Raw genomic sequence first — 16,810 nt, forward strand, 5'->3', positions numbered from 1 at the left:
GGCTTCGACGCGCATTGCCACGAGCTCGGCCTGTTGGTCCGGCTACTGATCAACATGTGCGTGATGTCGCCGCCATTAATCATCAAGCGCCAGTAGATCGACGATATGGTGTCGATCCTGCGCAAAGGCATTTCGCGCGCGATGGACGATCTGCGCCGCGAAGATGTCTGGCGGGGATAGGCGTTTATCGCCGGCAATCTCAGCCGTGGCATTGGTCGGCCGCTGGCAAGGTGGGCGAGGTCGATGAACTGGGCGGTGCCGCGATCTTCCTGGTTTCCGACGCGTCGAGCTTCATGACCGGCCAGATCATCTATATCGAAGGCGACATGACCCGGACCCGTATGAGCGCGACTGTCGCTGTCGGGCGCATGGAAGACCGGTCGGCCTCGGGGCTGCCCCGCAAAAGGCAGGGCTCGTCATTTGCACGCTCTTAGCTTCACCGCTAAGCTTCTTTGGCTGGGGTATTTTCCTCAGATCACATTCGCCATCCCAAGGATCTCATGACACCCGACACAGCAACGCGCGAACAGTTCGCCATCGATCTCGCGCGGCGTGCCGGCGCGCTCGGCCTGAAGTATTTTCGCGACCTCGACAGCCTCGCCATCGAGAACAAAGGTCATCAGGACATGGTCTCGCAGGCTGACCGCGAGGTCGAGCTGTTCATCCGTGCGGCAATGAAAGCCGCTTACCCGACCGATGGAATTGTCGGCGAGGAGCATGCCTCGGTCACCGGATCGAGCGGGCATGTCTGGGTGATAGATCCGATCGACGGCACCGCGAATTTCGTGCGGGGCATTCCGGCCTGGTGTGTGGTCATCGCCTGCGCCAAGGACGGCGACACTGTCGTGGGTGTCATCCACGAGCCCTCTACCGGCGAAACGTTCCATTGCCGTAAGGGCGGCGGCGCTTTTCTCAACGGCAAGCCGATCAGGGCAAGCGCGGCCACCAGCCTGACCGACGGCTCGTTGGGCACCGGCTTTTCCAACCGCGCCGAAATGCAGAACGTCGCAACGCTCATCGGTTTGCTGTTTTCACAGGGCGGCGTGTTTTTCCGTAACGCATCCGGCGCGTTGATGCTCGCCTATGCGGCCGCCGGCAGGCTGCTCGGCTATGTCGAAGAGCATATGAACGCCTGGGACTGCCTGGCAGGCATGCTGCTGGTGGAAGAAGCCGGTGGCACTATAGTCAAGCCCGACCCAAAGACGGTGCTGGAAAACGGCGCGCTGGTGATTTGCGCCGGCAGCGGCGTGTTCGCCCAGGTCCGCCAGCTCTGCGTGCAATCCTTCAAGCTTTGATCAGAACCGGTCCGCATGAGCAGCGGCGATTTGTATTCCACTGTCAGGCCCTCCTCGGCTGCCTGCAGATGCGGATCGCCGGCTCCGCCCCACCAGATGTCTCCCTTTGGGTTGGCGGCCTCGGCGCACAATTGCGCATGGATTTCGCCAGCGCTCTTGCGGGTCATATTGACGGTGATGCCGGTCTTCTCCTCGAACGCCCGCGCCGTCTGCTGGCACCAGACCTCGTCAACGCCGCAAGACATTTCGGCGGACGCCGATGACGACGCGGCCCACATACCGGCGGCGAGGATGCCGGCGCAGAGAATTCCCCTTTTATCATGCTGAAATTCCTCCCTAATTTATTTGCCGACTTGTGAAATGCAGATACGCGGAAAATTCAAGTTGGAAGGGTACGGCCGCCTTTGCGCCATTCGCCGACTTCCCGCTCGATGTGTTCGACAGGTTGATGCGGATCAATCTTTGCAGCCACCTGGCCGACCGTTCTGCGCCGCCGAACATTCTCAGACGATGGCCCGGTCCCAGCCGCCATAATGCGCAGCGCTGCGCGTGCCGCGCGGCAGGCTGAGCCCGACCAGCAGCGCTCCGATCGCCAGATTGGCGAGGCTCGCCGCCGCGCCGCCGGCGAGCATGAACGGAGAGAGGGCGATCCAGGCTCCAAGCGCTATGTTCACAAAGCGGACGGCGCGCGCCACCTCGGCCATCGCCGTAACGGCGATCATGATGACCAGGCAGCCGGTGACATGGTCACTGAAGTAGAGCGGCGGGCTGGTGCCGAAGACAAGCGGCGTGATCATCAGCAGGGCGCCGGCGAGTGTGCTGGCGACAAGGGTCCGGGGGAAATTCACACCGCCAGTGACGAAGTCCCGCGCCACTGCCGATAGCGGCCGGTCGAGATCCGGCGTTGGCGTCTGGTCCTCCGAAAGTGCCGGACCTCCGCACCAGAATGTGCGCCAGAACGGCTCTCCCGCTTGTTTCGCGTGCCAAAGATACTGGCAGCTCGCCAGCACCTCGTCGACCGAATAAGGGATGAGGACGACGGTGACGGCAGCCTGGACGATGCAGAGCGTGCACAGCGCCCCGATGAGCGGTGGCTGGATGATGATGAAGCCGACGCTGACCACACCGAGCGGAACGACCAGCAAGCCGAACAAAAGCACCATCCACGGCATGGTGCGCCAGCGGCGGCGATCGCCGATCGCGCCCGCGAGGATATCCAGCGCATAGGCGAAGGCGCCCAGCCCGGCATCGGCGATCGGAAAACCCTTGGAGACCCAGGAGGTGACCACCGCCTCGCTGCCATTGCCGGCCGGCGTTTCGCCCGGGCCGAAGAACGGATCCCAAAGACTGTCGATGTGCCCTAGCTGATAGGCAGCGAGATAGCGCGAGACGAACAGGCCGACAAAGGCGAGGCCGATTATGGGAATGCGCTGGGTGAAGAGGGAGGGCGAATAGCTCCAGCCGAGCGGGCGGTCGTCATCGGCGGCAAGGGCACGCCGGCTGATACCCGGCGTCGGCGGGATCATCACCGCGAACGCGACGATCAGCATGCCGGCCAACGTGTCGGTCGCGTAGGCTCCGGCGCTGGTGGTCCAGAACAGCAGCGGCGCGAACATCACCCAAACCCCGATCGAGGCGGTGATCCATTGCAGCCCGTGCCAGCGCCGGCGCGTGCCGACTAGCGCCAGCGACAGGATGGCGAGGCCGGATACAATCTCACTGATGCCGAGCCTGCCGTCGCGCGTCTCCGGCGAGGCGATCTCATGTCCGAGCGCCGGCGGAATCGGTGCTGAAGCGGGATCGAACAGGCCGAGCGTGAAGGGCGACGCCACGAGCCACAGCCCGATCGCAACGTTGGTCAGCGGCGCCCAGAGCGTTGCGGCCCGGCGGCGTTCGGTTTCCGCCTCGACCTCGTCGTCCGAGCGCTCGAGCGGGCGCTGCAGCCGTTCGGCGGCCTGGTCGAGCTCGGGCGCGGAAGCGGCGGCCGCCGACGGTTCAAGCTTGTTCTTCTTATACCAGTCGGTAGGATCCGCCTTCAGCCGCCGGATCATTTCCGGCAAGGTAGCGGTCAGGCTGTGCCGCGGGTTCCAGCCAAGCAGGCGCCTGGCGCGGGAGATGTCGATCTCGTAGTGATCGTCGGCGTTCTCGATCATCCATGGTTTGATGTCGGACTCCTGATCGAGAACCTTCTCCTGCATCCAGGCGCCGAGCTTCGTCACCTCTTTTGGCAGGGACAGGGTCCGCCAGGTTTCGCCATGCAGGAGCTGCCCGATCTGCTTCTGCATGTCGTCGTAGGACGGCGTCTCTTCTTCGCCGATCAGCAGTACGGTCTCGTTGGGAAGCGCGCTACGCCGGTCGACGGTGCGCACCACGGCGTCGACGAGATCGTCCAGATGCAGGTAGGGCTGGCCGGTGGTGATGTCGCCGGTGAAAAGATAGGCGGTCGGCATGCGCTCGAAAATGCGGGCGATCTGCTGGGCGATGAAGGCCGCGTGACAATCCTCGTCATAGACACCCGCCAGTCGCAGGATCGCAACCTTGATGTCGCCGTGCTCCTTCAGGATCAGCGTCTCGGTCTCGGCCTTCGATCTCGGATAGGCCCAGGCCGGATCGATCGGCGATCGCTCGTCGATCCTAGCGCCCTTCGCCGGGCTCGGCGCATGCACCAGCAACGTGCTCGAAAACACGAACTGCTCCGTCTCGAACCCCCTCAGCGCGTTCAGCAGCCGGCGCGTTCCCTCGACGGTCACCGCGCCGTATTTCGGATTATCCTCGCCGGTCGTGTCGTAATAAGCCGCGAGATGGATTACCGAGGCAACGCGGCCGCCGCTCCGCTCGCGCACCTCGGCCAGTGCCTTCGCCACGCTCGCGTCCGAGGTAAGGTCGATCTCGATCGTCTCGACGCCGGGCAAGGATCGTCTGGCAACATCAAGGCCGATGATGTCGTAGCGCTCCATCAAGCCGCGAGCGATGGCTTGGCCCAGAAACCCGCTGCTGCCTGTGATCAGGACGGTGGGACGGGTTTTGCCGGTCATGGCGAATCTCCTTGGCGATAGCCGGGTAGAAGAAGCCGAATGCTTCGGTCGCACACTCGGAACCATGTTCGTTGAGAACGGTTCCCGATGAGGTAGCACCACAGAATGGGTGCGCGCGGCGATCCGTCAGACCGACGGCCATTCGTGCCGGCGGATTGCGTTCGTGCACAAGTGCAGGACTCCCATTGGTCTACCGGCCGCGAAGGGAAGCGACCAGAATGTCGATCAGCAGCTTGCCGCAGCGACGATCCGGATCGCGGTCGGGATCATAGATCGTCACCTCCATCCCAATCACGCGTGGATCGTTGCACCATGTGCGAAGGGCTTCGACAGCTTCGTCGGGCAAGACACCGCCGGCCTCCGGCGAATCGACAGCCGACATGATCTCGCTGTCCAGCACGTCGACATCGAAGTGAACGAATACACCCTCGACGTCCTGCCCTGTGATCGCGTCAAGCGCTATGCGTGCCGCATCGGCGAAGCCGCGCTGCCGCACGTCAGCCAAATCCATCCGGTGAACATCGGTTTCGAAGACGGCCTTGGACGTGTAAGTCGCGGGGTCCTGCACATCGCGATAGCCAAACGCGACTACGTCGGCCTCACGGACCAAAGGAGTGTGCTCGCCGAAATCGGTCAGGAGCGTCGGGCCATGGCCGGTCACGAAGGCCAAATCCATGCCCGCGGCTCCCTTTGACGGCGAGGTATCCGGCAATTTGAAATCGGTGTGCCCATCGAAGAAGATAAGGCCGTAGCGGCCACGACGCCGCAGCGCGAGCGCAGGGCCAAGCAACACACTGCAATCGCCGCCGAGCATGAGCAGGAACCCTCCCGAGTTCAGCTCCTCGTCGACCGCTTCGGCAAGCGTCTTGGAATACTGGCGCAGGGCCTGGGCATTGCGCACGCCCGTCGCAGGATCCACTTCAGGCCGATAAGGCGGAGCCCGAACCGAGCGCAACGGACCGGCGCCTAAACGGTCGGCGAGACCAAGCGATTGAAGTGTCTCCGGCGCCTTCCACACGCCGGGCTCCGGCTCACCCTCCTGCGGCATCAGCCCAAGATTAGAGGGCGCGCCGAGCAAAGCGATATGTCTCGTCTGAGTGGTGTCTCGCGGCATTGTCGTGCTGGCAGCTGAGGTCATGATCAGAGTTCTCCGCGTTATGGGCGATACGCATCATGCTCAAGAAACAGGCTGCGCTTTCCTGACCGGTCTCCCGCTGCCCTTGCCGCCGAGTACCTCCGGTCGGTGTTACGCGTCAGGCAGCGTCGCGAGTGACGCGTATTGCTCGTTCAGCGCCACCGTGTCGTCAGCGGTGATTTCGAAGTCGATGTTGTCCCGCAGATGCAGGCTCTGGTTCGCCTTGGGCAGCGGCGTTGTCCCGCGCTGCCGGGGCAGATCTCGATACCGGTCGCTTGGGCCATATCGGATTTCCAGGAGGCGAACTGCCGTCTTTGAACTATGCGTGGTGCGCGCGCGTTCTGGCGGCCTTCTGCGCCGCCGCCTTCCTTCCGCTGGCGCCTTTCGTCTCGGCGGCCTTCTTGGCGGCGGCCGAGCGCTCCTCAGCCGTCCGGCGCGAGGCCGCACGCTTGGCCTGCTGCGCCAGCGCCTCGTGCGAAGCCGTGCTCTTCGGCTCGTGCTCGAGCACCTTGGAGACGGCTTTCGACACCCGCGGGCGGCGTTTCGGCGTGCGTTCACCCTGGCCGGCCTCATAGGCGTATTCGGCGCTTTTGCGCGTGCTCTCCTTCACCTTGCCCTTTTTGGGCGGGGGCAGGTCTACGCCTGCGCGTCTTGCCTCGGAAAGCCCGATGGCGATGGCCTGCTGCGTCGAGCGCGCGCCGTGCTCGCCGCGGCGGATTTTATCGATCTCCTCGTGCACGAACTCGCCGGCCTGTGTGCTCGGCGATTTGCCCTCGCGCTTGTCCTTTCGGGCCTTCTCGATGGTTTTCTTGTCCGGCATTGTCTTTCTCCCTCATACGGGTTGCGACAGCCATTCGGGTTGCAGCTGCGCGCGGTCTTATGAGAATCATAACGCGTTGAGGACGCAAATGGTCCCGGGACTGGTGATCCAAGCCCCAGCTGTCAGGACGTTGACGCCGATCTGTCCGAAGTCAGATGGCGCAAGAACCATCGGCTCGCCAGACCCGCGACTTCGTCCAGGGCGCCGGGCTCCTCGAACAGGTGCGTCGCGCCAGGGACGATGGCGAGCTCCTTCTCGCAGCGGAGCGCCGCCAGCGCCGAGCGGTTGAGCGCGATCACCTGCTTGTCCGCGCCTCCGACGACGAGCAAGGTCGGCGCCCGGACGCGCGGCAGGGCGTGCGCTGCAAGATCGGGCCGGCCACCACGCGAAACTACGGCCGCGGCCTGGTCGGGCCGCTCGGCCGCCGCCACCAGGGCGGCACCGGCGCCCGTGCTCGCGCCGAAATAGCCAAGACGCAACCCCGACGTGTTCGGCAAGGCGCCGAGCCAATCCGTGACGCCGACCAGCCGGTCGGCGAGCAATCCGATATTGAAGCGCAACTCCGCCGTGACCTGGTCGATCCGCTCCTCTTCGGCCGTTAACAGGTCGATGAGGAAGGTGGCGAGGTTCGCCTCGTTCAGCCTTCCGGCCACGTCGCGGTTGCGCGGGCTGTGGCGGCTGCTTCCGCTGCCGTGGGCGAAGAGCACAAGGCCGCGAGCATCCGGGGGCAACGAAAGATTGCCCTCAAGCGTGACAAGCCCCGCGGGAACATGCACGACGTGCTCGCTATCCCGGTCCATATCCACCTCCGCTATGTCGATCTGGTGCCAGGCGCCGGACCCGCGCTCGCGCGCCCAGCCAATTCCTCTTCGGAAGCGGCAGGCTTGTGGGAAGCCGCAGGCTTGGGCACGGACCTGGCGAGGAGCGCGCGGACCTCTTCATCGCTCGTCTGCGAGAAATCCACGTACCAGCGCCCGACACCCAGCAACGGCTCTGGTGTCGTCGCGCAAACGACCTCGTCGGCGTCCGCCCGCATCGCGTCGCAAGTGTCGGGGCTACCGACGGGAACGGCCGCGACAATATAGGCGGCGTGGTTTTTTCGCAGCGCCTTGATCCCGGCCCGCATGGTCGATCCGGTCGCAAGCCCGTCATCCACGAGGATAATGGTTCGTCCATTCAACTGCGGTGGGGGTCGCCCGTCCCTATAGAGGTGCTCGCGGCGCAGAAGCTCTTTTTCCTCCTTTGCAGCGACCGCGTCGATGACATGTGGCGGGATCGCGAGACCGTTGACGATTTCGTCGTTCAGGACACGTACACCTGAGGGCGCGATCGCCCCCATGGCCAGTTCCTCGTGACCGGGGACGCCGAGCTTGCGCACGACGAAGACGTCGAGCGGTGCCTTGAGTGCCTGCGCGACCTCGTAGCCGACCGGCACGCCGCCTCGGGGCAGCGCCAATACGATCACATCGTCGCGGCCGGCAAAGCGAACGAGTTCCCCGGCGAGTTGCCGCCCGGCCTCGCGGCGATCTGAAAAGATGATAGCCATGACCTTCAATCCGCGTGCATCTGTTTTCCCGGTGGATGTTTTTTCACCAGCCTGCGTCCACATTCCGTGGGATGGCTGCGGCACCGGTACCATTTTGGAACTCGCTCGCTGCCTGGACGTTCCAAGAATAGTTTCGATCGCGAGGTGCCGGCACCGGCACGCGGCCTCAGCGCGGATCGGGAAGATCGAAGATAGTGATCCGTACATGCCTCGTCCGGCCAGCTGGCAATCTAGCGATGCGTCGCAACAGGTCCGTCTGGCGACTTGTTGCCTCAGCAATCAGGGAGGCGACTTGTTGCCTCAGCAATCAGGGAAAGGAAGATCCCATGCAAGTTCAGGAGATCATGAGCCGTCGGACCGAACTGGTCGGCCCGAACACGACAATCAGGGATGCCGCCCGGAAAATGCGGGCCGACAATCTCGGCGCCCTTCCGGTCGGCGAGAATGACAGGCTGGTCGGCATGGTGACAGACCGCGACATCGTGATGCGCGGCGTCGCCGAGGAGCGCTCAGCCGGCAACACGACCGTTCGCGAGGTCATGTCCGAGCATGTCTATTGGTGCTTCGATGACGCCGATATCACCGATGCGGCAAAGATCATGGCCAAGCATCAGGTGCGTCGTCTTCCGGTGATCAATCACGACAAGCGCCTCGTCGGCGTCATCGCCCTGGCCGACCTCGGGCGGACCGATGAGGAAGCCGCCAAAATCGCTCTCGAAGGCGTTTCCGAGGCAACGGACGATCCCCGGCGCTAGACGCTCGCTGGGCGGTTGCCGCCGTGCTCGCCGTTCTTCTCCATCTGGGCTGAACGCCGCCTGCTCAGGCAGCCTTCAGTTTGGCAACTATCGCGCTTTCACTTCTATGCGGCGTGTCTTGTCCTTTGCAGCGGGGTTCTTCGGAAGCTCGACAGCCAAAATGCCGTTTCTGAAAGTGGCCTGCACCTTGTCGGCATCGATCTCCGCCTCCAGCGGGATGGTCCGCTGAAACCGGCCATAACTGCGTTCGCTGTAGGTGCGGCCGCCTTCGCCTTCCTTGTGCTCCGAACGCTTCTCGCCCGTAATAAAGAGGGTGTTTTCGCGCAGCTTGAGCTCAACGTCCTTCTGCTCGAGCCCCGGCAATTCGGCGGTGACCTTATAGGCTTGGTCTGTTTCATGTACGTCGACGCTCGGCCAAAGATCGCCGGCCGTAGTCGCTTCGGCCATCGGCGCGAAGAAGTCGTCGAACAGGCGGTCAATCTGCCGGTGGAATGACGTGAGCGGGTCGCGCGCGGATGGGTAGAGGCTGCGCGATGGCGTCCGGGGCGCCAAATCGTGATGTGCCATGGTTCTTCTCCTGTTTTTTGTGTCTGCATCACTCGTCGCCATGTGATCGGCGACGGCAAACAAAACTCGTCCACCCATGAGGATGTTCCGGTGCCGGCCAAGAAAGGTGGTCGAAAAACAGCGGCAAAAAAGCCGGCCCGAATTCCCTCATGACGGGACCTCCGACAACAGACGGGACCTCCGACAATAAATGCGCATCAGGACATGCGCATGGGGGAACAACGGGCAGGTACGGCTGTTTGGTCACATCACCTAGTCGGATTTGAACGGAAGGAGGATTTCGATGAATGCCACCGGACTCGACGTATTCGACAAGACACTGCAGACCACGAACATCTGGCTCGACGAGATCATGGACGAGATTGGACCGGATCGGCAGGTCGCCTGGCACGTTCTCGGAGCGGTGCTGCACGCCCTTCGCGACCGTATGCAGCCGGATCTGGCAGCCCACCTCGGCTCGCAGCTGCCGATCCTGGTGCGCGGCGCCTTCTATGACCAATATCAGCCTTCCAAAGCTCCCGAGAAGATGCGGTCGCTCGACGAGTTTCTGGCCAAGATCAAGGCGGAGCTGGAATTTACCCGTCCGGTCGATTCCAAGGATGCATTCAGGGTCGTGTCCAAGGTACTCGCCCATCACGTCGGAGAAGGACAGATGCACAAGGTCTGGGAATCCCTGCCGGGCGAGATAAGACGCGTCGCCGAAGCTCAGCAAGCGGCGTGAACGGCGCCGGCGCGGGCTTCTCGGTCGCAACCTCCTTGGGGAAATAGCAATGCCACTCACCCTTATCAGCCCGGCGTTCCCGGCAGGCGGAAAAATTCCCGAAAAATATACGCGTGACGGCCAGAACGTCTCGCCGCCACTGAAGTGGTCCGGTGTCCCGGATGGTACCAAGAGCCTTGTTCTTGTCGTGCGGGATCCCGATGCACCAAGCGGGATTTTCGGGCACTGGGCGGTGTTCAACATCCCGCCGGATGCCGGGGGACTCGCCGAGGCCGAAGACGGCAAGCCCGGCCCGTCGGCACTCAGGCAAGGCACCAACGATTTCGGCAATGCGTATTACGATGGTCCGCAGCCGCCTGCAGGGCACGGCGTCCACCATTACCACTTCCTGCTGGCCGCGCTCGATGTGCCGAGCCTCAGCGTACCAGGACAGGCGGGCGTGCATCAGGTCTGGAAGCAAGCCCAGAAACACGCATTGGAGGAGACGGAGCTGGTCGGAACCTACGAACGGCCGGCGTGACGCGGGCCGTGTCGGTCGCCGCCTTCACAATGTAATCTGGGCAAGCGGTTTTCGGGCAGGGCCGTGGATGACCGAACCGTCGGCGGCGAAGATCGAGCCGTGGCAGGGACAATCCCAGGTGTGGTCCGCATTGTTCCAGGTTACGGTGCAGCCCTTGTGGGTGCAAATCGCCGAAACCGCCTGGAGTGCGCCTTCGGTGTCTCTCCACGCCGCAATCTTTTCGTCTCCCCTGACGATCACGCCGCCCATACCAGGCGCAATGTCGTGGGTGCTCGAGACGATCGATTGACTGCGGCCGTTCTTGTGGAAGTCCTCAGGATAGGGCCGGGCCGGATCGTAGAGTTGTTGCCATGGGCTCGGGCGGCCGCAGATCAGGTCGGCGATCATCGCGCCCACGGCCGTCCCGTTGGTGATGCCCCAGGCGTTGAAGCCCGTGGCAATGTGGAAGCCGGCGGCCTTGGCGGGATCGGGTTCGCCGGCATATGGGATCCTGTCGGCCGTATCATAGTCCTCATTGCACCAGCGCCACGCGACGTCGCCGACCGGAAGGTTCTTTCTTGCCCAGTTTTCCAGTTCGACAAACCGCTTGGCCACGTCGCCGTCCCAGCCGGTGTTGAACTTGGGGCCGAGCGTGACCAGCAGTGGCCCTTCGGCATCACGGCCCGTGCGGATGGAATGCGTCGGGTCGTCGATGCCGATGAACATGCCGTCGACAGGGAGGGGATCGTCGATCCGAAAGGCCATGGCGGTGTGGCAGCGCGGTTGCGTCCGGTTCGCCATGCCGATCGGGCTCTTCACCGTCATGTTGGTGGCGACGACGACATGCCCGGCATCAACGGCGCCGCCATCTGTGACGATGCGCCAGCGGCTTGCCTCGTCGATCGAGGTGGCGCGGCTGTTTTCGAAGATCCGACCACCACGAGCCGTCACCGCTTCCGCCAGGCCAACCAGATACATCGCCGGATTGAACTGCGCCTGGTCGGGGAACCGTAGCGCGGCGGCCGTTACGAAAGGCAGCGGTGCGCGGTCGAGGATCTCGGCCTCCAGCCCGACCTGGCGCGCGGCCTCCGCCTCGGCCGCAATCTCCGCGCAGCGGCTTTCACTGCAGGTGTAGGTATAGGCGTCCTTGCTCTCGAAATCGCAGGCGATGGCGCAGTTGTTAACCCAATCGCGGATTTGGCGCGCGCCGGCGGAATTCGCATCGGCATAGGTCTGCGCCAGGTCCCGGCCAACGCTGTCGATGAGATGACGATAGATCAGCGCATGCTGCGTGGTGATCTTGGCCGTCGAGCGGCCGGTCACCTGGCCGCCTGTGCGCAGGCCTTCGAGGACGACCACCGACCGGCTCGCCTCGCAAAGCCGAAGCGCCGTCGTCAGCCCGACAATTCCAGCACCCACGACAACGGCGTCCGCACGGATCGAACCTTCGAGCTGGGGATAGTTCGTGGAGGCGGCTGCCGCCACCCAACAGCTTCCCGGTTTTCCCAAGAGAATGGCCATTTCAACCCCGCCCCTTGCGTCTCCATGCACTTCCATCGACAACCGCGCCGGCGGAGGAACGTTCCCGAGCTTGGTCGCTTTCAATCATTGTCTCGCCACCCCGGGTCAGAAAAGCGCCGGGAAGGTGCGAGGTGCAGGCCATCACCCAGGTGATCGCCTCGCGGTCGTATTCGTCGCCGGAGCGCCAGTCCTCGAAGAAGGCGTTCAGCCTATCGACACGCCCCGGCCAGATACCGGCGGCCTGCAGGCCGAGCGAAACGCCGTAATTGGTGAAGGCGAACTTGGTATCGCGCAGCCATGGCGCGCGGCTGAAATAACCGGGCGGGTCGACCCACATCGTTTCCAGGGTTCGCAGCGAACGCCTCGTCTGGGCCTCGGCCCACGGCTCGTCGGGAGAGAAATGGGCGAGCCACAGCATCATGCCGAGGCCGAGGTCCTGGTCGATGTCGAGGCTGCGCCAATCGCGCTCCATCAGGGCACGCATCTGCGCGATCTCGGGCGCCAGTTCCTCGTCGTCGAGCATTCGGTAAGAGACGTAGCCGTCATAGGCATCCATGCTGCCGAGGCCGTAGCCGGGGTAAGGACCGCTCAAATCCTCCTGCATCTTCCAGATCACGCCGCGGCCAGGGACCACAAACGCCGGGTGAATGTCCCTCGCCAGCGCAATGCCGCGCTTGCGGTATTCCGGCTTCAGATCGCCGAGACGCGCCAAAGCAAACAGCCACATCGCCAGATAGTGGAAGTACTGGCCGTCGCGATCGGCCGCTTCGCCGATCCTCAGTCCGCGCCGGCGGCCGAGCACACGCTCGACATCGGCCACCAGCCGCTCGGCCGCGTCCAGCCAGCGCTGTTCGCCAGTTTCTGTGCAAAGCGAGACGTAGAGCACGACCCCGAATGCGTCGGTCCACAGATACCGCAAGCCGTTCGGCCAGATGCCTTCGCCGCGCATCCAGTCGAGTTTTTGCAGGACATAATCGACGTCACGCAGCATTGCACCAAGCCCCGAATCCACGGCAGACTTTGCCGATGTTCGGTTCCATGCGATTGCGGGCATGCGGCATATCTGCCTCCGCTCCGGTAGGCCTTAGCCAGATACCGCGAAACGATCTGATCGGCGGCAGGTTCCTTGGCCGCTTTCACCGGCGCGACCCTCACGATTCTCGCGGAGACTTTGCAGGCTGAAGGAACAGCAGAATTATGATGCGCTGCGCTGGCCACGGACCGGTATCGCAACTGACGCTGCGCCGGAGCCCTTTAAGGTCGCCTGCGGTCTGGCTGCGGGGACGTTGGAAATCGTCGACACACCGGCCGGCGAGCGGACGCGGCTGACCATCGATCGCCAGGCCGACGATCTGGCAGCGACGGTGATCATCGACCGGCCCGGCGGGCCGGAGACGCTTCGCCTCGAAACCTGTCGGCGACAACCATCACCGCCTTGAGAGCACCGTCGCCCCTGCCGAACCGCATGAGTTCCAGGCAGGTCTGGTGCTGACCGCGAAAGATCGCGAACAGGTGCTGCCGTTCAAGATGGTCGAACCCGAAGGTCACCATCATTAGGTCGACTGGCGGATATGCGGTTCAATGACCGATCTCGCGGCCTGTGCTGGTCTGTTCCTGGCGGCCTTGCTCGCCGCTACGATCCTGCCGATGCAATCGGAAGCAGTGCTGGTCGAGCTCGTGCTTGCGGATTACTCGCCCTGGCTGCTCATCGGAGTCGCGAGCGTCGGCAACGTGCTTGGATCGGTGATCAACTGGCGGCTCGGGCGAGGCATCGAGCGCTTTCGGGGCCAACGGTGGTTTCCGATGAACCAAGCGCAACTGGACCGCGCGCAAGTGTGGTATCGCCGCTATGGAAAGTGGTCGCTCCTGCTGAGTTGGCTGCCGGTTGTCGGTGATCCGCTAACCGTCGTCGCGGGCGTCCTGCGCGCGAGCCTTTTCGGGTTTTCCTTTTGCTGGTCACTGCCGCCAAGGTCGGCCGCTATCTGGTTCTTGCCGCCGTGACCCTGAGCGCGATCTAATCTCACGAAGCTTCTCGAAGCTGAGCTGGTTAGGTCGGCTGGTTCGAAGAGCCCTGTATGATGCGCGCGGACGGGAAGCGCTAGCTCTTTTTGACGGCGACCTTGTCGAGGGCTGCGCGCAGGCCTTTTGCCAGCTTCTGCGTATCGCGCGACCGGTCAACCAAGCTACGGCGCAGCGCTCCAGCCAACATCGACATTGTTAAGACATTCCTGTGGCCGCGCGCCAGGCCTGCACAACGAAGCTGTGCTGGTTCCAGATCATCAGCGCTCCACTCACAGCCATGAGCGCGACCACAAGGCCGCGGAACTGTCGTCCACTTAGGCGTTCGAGCCAGCGCTTGGCCAGCAGATTGGCAAGCGCAGCGCCCAAACCCGCGGCTGCGCCGTACATGACCGCCTGACCACCGAGCGCGCCGAGTCCGGTGAATACCGCGATCTTGACGACATCGGTCACAAACGAGTTCACCGATTTCGTGGCGACCAACGTCTCCTTCTCCGAACCGTAGTTCAGATAGAGCGAATTCAAGACGGGTCCCACCGTGCCCATCAGCGCCGACAACAGCGCGACGATCAGGCCGGCCGGGAGGAACCACCAGCGGCGGGCTCGGTAGCTCCGCTCGCGCGCGCCGCCGCGAAATTCCCAGACTGCACTGATCAGATAGATCCCTATGAGTATCTGGAGCCATTCCGCCCGACTGTTGGCGAAGAGCCAGGAGCCCGCAACGGCACCGGCGATGGCGCCGGGCAGGTACCAACGGACCAGGCTCCAATCGATGTCGCGCCGGAAGGCCAGGGCGCGGATGGGATTGCCGATGAGCTCGGTCAAGGTGATGACCGGCGCAACCGCCGCGCTCCCTGTGATGAAAGTCACGGCGGGGATCAGCAATAGACCTCCGCCTCCGGCCGAGAGGGTGTTCAGTGTCCAGGTGAGGAACCCCGCCAACGCCAGGAGGCCTAGTCTAATCCAGTCCATCCGATCAGAACGAAGCGGACCTTTGATCGTTCCGAACGCGTTAGTTCGCAAAAGCCCGGCCCGCCCCTTGAGTCTCGTGTGCGATGGAAAGGTGATCTCAGGCGCAATGCTGGTGGCGGAGAGACGCCGTGCCAGAGAACCATTCCCGAGGCGGCGGGAAGAAGGCCGACGATCGCTCCGAGTCGGCCGAACTCCGCCGTTGGACGCGCGCGCGGACGCCCAATCTAGCTCTTTTTGACGGCGACCTTGTCGAGGGCTGCGCGCAGTCCTTTCGCCAGCTTCTGCGCATCGTCGTACGCCCAGAAATGCATGAAGAAGAGCCGCGGTTGCTCATCGAGCATGTGGCTATGCAACGCGGTGATCTCGATGCCGTTATCCAGCATGGCTTTGATAACCGGATTGACCTCCTTTGCTGTCAGCACAAAATCACCCGTGATCGCCGCCTTGCCGCCACCTGTCGATTGGAAGTTAATCGCTATTGCCGAGCCCATGGCCGCCGGCACTTCCATTCCATTTTCCTCGACCGGCTCAGCGCGCGAGATCGTGAACTGGTAGACCGCGCCATTGGCCTTACCCTTATAACCGATGGTTTGGTCGACACCGGCCGTGTCGAACTCGATCTGTGGTGCGGCTTGCGGCTGGGCGCCGCCTCCCATCGGTGTTTTGCTCAGCGCCAATCCGGCATGAAGCGCTGTGGCGAGCGTAACCGGGTCGCCCTGGCCGAAGACGTGCATGTAGAGTGTCATCGGCTCCGCGCGCAGCAAGTGGTTGTGTACCGCAGTGATCTCGATCCCGCTTTCTTCAAGCTTCTTCATGACCGGGTTCACCTCGTCCTGCGTCAGAACGATGTCGCCCATAACCATTGCCTGATCTCCCATGGGTTCGAACGCAATCCAGCCTCCAAGCGCAAATCCGGGTTTCAGGGCCACGCCGTCGAGCGAAACCTTCAGGTCCGTTCGCGGCAGCCCGACCCGGTAGACGCCATCAGGCGTCTCGGTTCCGGATTTGCCGAGCGCCTTAGCGATTGTTTGCCAATCGGGTGCCGCCGATGCCGGTTGGAGCAGCGCCGACATCGCGATCAGCATTGCTCCGGTCACGAGTTTTGCATGCATGGGATTTCTCCTTGTGATCTGCCCCCCAATTTGTCATGCGGCTGCTGGCTTCGTGGCGGGAGGGTCGGCGCCGCGCATGATCGCGGCAATGATTACGATCGCCGGGTCGCGCTCGAGCCCATTTTTGGATCGGGCTCGCCGGCATATGGAATCCTGTCGGCCGTATCATAATCCTCATTGCACCAGCGCCCCACGACGTCGCCGACCGGAAGGTTCTTTCTCGCCTATTTTTCCAGTTCGGCAAACCGCTTCGCCACGTCGCCGTCATAGGCATCCATGCTGCCGAGACCATAGCCAGGATATGGGCTGCTCAGATCCTCCTGCATCTTCCAGATCACGCCGCGGCCAGGGACCACAAACGCCGGGTGAATGTCCCGCGCCAGCGCAATGCCGCGCTCGCGGTATTCCGGCCTCAGATCGCCGAGACGCGCCAAAGCAAACAGCCACATCGCCAGATAGTGGAAGTACTGGCCGTCGCGATCGGCCGCTTCGCCGATCCTCAGTCCGCGCCGGCGGCCGAGCACACGCTCGACATCGGCCACCAGCCGCGCGGCTTCGCCCAGCCAGCGCTCTTCGCCAGTTTCTGTGCAAAGCGAGACGTAGAGCACGACCCCGAATGCATCGGTCCAGAGATAACGCAAGCCGTTGGGCCAGATGCCTTCGGCGCGCATCCAGTCGAGTTTTTGCAGGACATAGTCGACGTCACGCAGCATCGTCACGCAGCATCGCGCCAAGCCCCGAACTGGCAGAGCCGGCCCGTGTTCGGTGTCCCGCGATTGTGAGCATGCGGCATGTCTGCCTCCGCTCCGATTG

Annotated in this window: 17 protein-coding genes and 2 pseudogenes; 8 read left to right on the plus strand and 11 right to left on the minus strand. The window is 63.3% G+C overall.

Features of this window, described 5'->3' with window-relative positions; genetic code table 11:
- From NKH90_RS23850 to NKH90_RS23860, 3 genes and pseudogenes are all read left to right on the plus strand, one after another.
- A pseudogene (locus tag NKH90_RS23850) lies at positions 1 to 180 on the plus strand (aspartate aminotransferase family protein); the annotation flags it as partial.
- Between the two features lie 50 nt (positions 181 to 230).
- Positions 231 to 434, plus strand: a complete 204-nt coding sequence (locus tag NKH90_RS23855) for an SDR family oxidoreductase (RefSeq protein ID WP_352471478.1) — start codon at positions 231 to 233, stop codon at positions 432 to 434.
- A gap of 66 nt (positions 435 to 500) precedes the next feature.
- Entirely contained in the window at positions 501 to 1,295 is a 795-nt protein-coding gene (locus NKH90_RS23860; RefSeq protein ID WP_352821318.1) for an inositol monophosphatase family protein, read from the plus strand.
- Positions 1,296 to 1,798: 503 nt separating this feature from the next.
- Here NKH90_RS23860 and NKH90_RS23865 read toward each other — a convergent pair.
- The 5 genes from NKH90_RS23865 to NKH90_RS23885 all read right to left on the minus strand — a co-directional run bounded on the left by NKH90_RS23865 (position 1,799) and on the right by NKH90_RS23885 (position 7,831).
- On the minus strand, positions 1,799 to 4,330 hold the full coding sequence (locus NKH90_RS23865; RefSeq protein ID WP_352821320.1) for an NAD-dependent epimerase/dehydratase family protein: 2,532 nt from the start codon (positions 4,328 to 4,330) through the stop codon (positions 1,799 to 1,801).
- A 190-nt stretch (positions 4,331 to 4,520) separates the two neighbouring features.
- Positions 4,521 to 5,408: an arginase family protein gene (locus NKH90_RS23870; RefSeq protein WP_352768170.1), complete on the minus strand. Its 888-nt coding sequence runs from the start codon at positions 5,406 to 5,408 to the stop codon at positions 4,521 to 4,523.
- A gap of 376 nt (positions 5,409 to 5,784) precedes the next feature.
- Positions 5,785 to 6,285: a DUF6496 domain-containing protein gene (locus NKH90_RS23875; RefSeq protein WP_023678569.1), complete on the minus strand. Its 501-nt coding sequence runs from the start codon at positions 6,283 to 6,285 to the stop codon at positions 5,785 to 5,787.
- 122 nt (positions 6,286 to 6,407) lie between these two features.
- The gene (locus NKH90_RS23880; RefSeq protein ID WP_352821322.1) at positions 6,408 to 7,085 is read right to left on the minus strand and encodes a dienelactone hydrolase family protein; all 678 of its coding nucleotides are present in this window, start codon (positions 7,083 to 7,085) and stop codon (positions 6,408 to 6,410) included.
- Positions 7,086 to 7,096: 11 nt separating this feature from the next.
- Entirely contained in the window at positions 7,097 to 7,831 is a 735-nt protein-coding gene (locus NKH90_RS23885) for a phosphoribosyltransferase (protein ID WP_352821325.1), read from the minus strand.
- 326 nt (positions 7,832 to 8,157) lie between these two features.
- On the opposite strand from NKH90_RS23885, the gene NKH90_RS23890 reads away from it, so the two are divergent.
- A complete protein-coding gene (locus NKH90_RS23890; RefSeq protein ID WP_023677862.1) occupies positions 8,158 to 8,586 on the plus strand; it encodes a CBS domain-containing protein in 429 nt (142 codons plus the stop codon).
- 87 nt (positions 8,587 to 8,673) lie between these two features.
- On the opposite strand, the gene NKH90_RS23895 is transcribed toward NKH90_RS23890, so the two are convergent.
- A complete protein-coding gene (locus NKH90_RS23895; protein ID WP_352471471.1) occupies positions 8,674 to 9,153 on the minus strand; it encodes an Hsp20/alpha crystallin family protein in 480 nt (159 codons plus the stop codon).
- Positions 9,154 to 9,436: 283 nt separating this feature from the next.
- Here NKH90_RS23895 and NKH90_RS23900 point away from each other — a divergent pair, with 283 nt between their 5' ends.
- Positions 9,437 to 9,874: a DUF2267 domain-containing protein gene (locus tag NKH90_RS23900; RefSeq protein ID WP_023677864.1), complete on the plus strand. Its 438-nt coding sequence runs from the start codon at positions 9,437 to 9,439 to the stop codon at positions 9,872 to 9,874.
- Between the two features lie 49 nt (positions 9,875 to 9,923).
- Complete coding sequence (locus NKH90_RS23905; protein WP_352821328.1) at positions 9,924 to 10,394, plus strand: YbhB/YbcL family Raf kinase inhibitor-like protein; 471 nt, start codon at positions 9,924 to 9,926, stop codon at positions 10,392 to 10,394.
- Positions 10,395 to 10,418: 24 nt separating this feature from the next.
- Here NKH90_RS23905 and NKH90_RS23910 read toward each other — a convergent pair whose 3' ends face one another.
- Positions 10,419 to 11,894 (minus strand): FAD-dependent oxidoreductase, encoded by a 1,476-nt coding sequence (locus NKH90_RS23910; protein ID WP_352821330.1) that lies wholly within the window; start codon positions 11,892 to 11,894, stop codon positions 10,419 to 10,421.
- 1 nt (position 11,895) lies between these two features.
- Positions 11,896 to 12,885 (minus strand): hypothetical protein, encoded by a 990-nt coding sequence (locus NKH90_RS23915; protein WP_352814990.1) that lies wholly within the window; start codon positions 12,883 to 12,885, stop codon positions 11,896 to 11,898.
- Positions 12,886 to 13,180: 295 nt separating this feature from the next.
- Between NKH90_RS23915 and NKH90_RS23920 the strand changes: the two genes are divergently transcribed.
- Both NKH90_RS23920 and NKH90_RS23925 read left to right on the plus strand, forming a co-directional pair.
- On the plus strand, positions 13,181 to 13,333 hold the full coding sequence (locus NKH90_RS23920; RefSeq protein ID WP_352564561.1) for a hypothetical protein: 153 nt from the start codon (positions 13,181 to 13,183) through the stop codon (positions 13,331 to 13,333).
- 142 nt (positions 13,334 to 13,475) lie between these two features.
- A pseudogene (locus NKH90_RS23925) lies at positions 13,476 to 13,912 on the plus strand (YqaA family protein).
- Positions 13,913 to 14,111: 199 nt separating this feature from the next.
- Here NKH90_RS23925 and NKH90_RS23930 read toward each other — a convergent pair.
- From NKH90_RS23930 to NKH90_RS23940, 3 genes are all read right to left on the minus strand, one after another.
- Positions 14,112 to 14,885, minus strand: a complete 774-nt coding sequence (locus tag NKH90_RS23930; protein ID WP_352821333.1) for a sulfite exporter TauE/SafE family protein — start codon at positions 14,883 to 14,885, stop codon at positions 14,112 to 14,114.
- Positions 14,886 to 15,109: 224 nt separating this feature from the next.
- Complete coding sequence (locus tag NKH90_RS23935) at positions 15,110 to 15,997, minus strand: DUF1259 domain-containing protein (protein WP_352471465.1); 888 nt, start codon at positions 15,995 to 15,997, stop codon at positions 15,110 to 15,112.
- A gap of 224 nt (positions 15,998 to 16,221) precedes the next feature.
- Positions 16,222 to 16,716 carry a hypothetical protein gene (locus NKH90_RS23940; protein WP_352821336.1) on the minus strand — a complete coding sequence of 165 codons (495 nt, stop codon included), beginning with the start codon at positions 16,714 to 16,716 and terminating at the stop codon, positions 16,222 to 16,224.
- Between the last annotated feature and the right edge of the window lie 94 nt (positions 16,717 to 16,810).

The organism is Mesorhizobium sp. M0898, assembly GCF_040319695.1.
GTDB lineage: Bacteria > Pseudomonadota > Alphaproteobacteria > Rhizobiales > Rhizobiaceae > Mesorhizobium.

Excerpts from the sequence above, each read along its gene's own strand:
- NKH90_RS23880 (WP_352821322.1), bottom strand. The coding sequence starts at position 7,085 with ATGGACCGGGATAGCGAGCACGTCGTGCATGTTCCCGCGGGGCTTGTC.
- NKH90_RS23885 (WP_352821325.1), bottom strand. The coding sequence starts at position 7,831 with ATGGCTATCATCTTTTCAGATCGCCGCGAGGCCGGGCGGCAACTCGCC.
- NKH90_RS23900 (WP_023677864.1), top strand. The coding sequence starts at position 9,437 with ATGAATGCCACCGGACTCGACGTATTCGACAAGACACTGCAGACCACG.
- NKH90_RS23890 (WP_023677862.1), top strand. The coding sequence starts at position 8,158 with ATGCAAGTTCAGGAGATCATGAGCCGTCGGACCGAACTGGTCGGCCCG.
- NKH90_RS23875 (WP_023678569.1), bottom strand. The coding sequence starts at position 6,285 with ATGCCGGACAAGAAAACCATCGAGAAGGCCCGAAAGGACAAGCGCGAG.
- NKH90_RS23905 (WP_352821328.1), top strand. The coding sequence starts at position 9,924 with ATGCCACTCACCCTTATCAGCCCGGCGTTCCCGGCAGGCGGAAAAATT.
- NKH90_RS23915 (WP_352814990.1), bottom strand. The coding sequence starts at position 12,885 with ATGCTGCGTGACGTCGATTATGTCCTGCAAAAACTCGACTGGATGCGC.
- NKH90_RS23935 (WP_352471465.1), bottom strand. The coding sequence starts at position 15,997 with ATGCATGCAAAACTCGTGACCGGAGCAATGCTGATCGCGATGTCGGCG.
- NKH90_RS23930 (WP_352821333.1), bottom strand. The coding sequence starts at position 14,885 with ATGGACTGGATTAGACTAGGCCTCCTGGCGTTGGCGGGGTTCCTCACC.
- NKH90_RS23910 (WP_352821330.1), bottom strand. The coding sequence starts at position 11,894 with ATGGCCATTCTCTTGGGAAAACCGGGAAGCTGTTGGGTGGCGGCAGCC.
- NKH90_RS23865 (WP_352821320.1), bottom strand. The coding sequence starts at position 4,330 with ATGACCGGCAAAACCCGTCCCACCGTCCTGATCACAGGCAGCAGCGGG.
- NKH90_RS23895 (WP_352471471.1), bottom strand. The coding sequence starts at position 9,153 with ATGGCACATCACGATTTGGCGCCCCGGACGCCATCGCGCAGCCTCTAC.
- NKH90_RS23860 (WP_352821318.1), top strand. The coding sequence starts at position 501 with ATGACACCCGACACAGCAACGCGCGAACAGTTCGCCATCGATCTCGCG.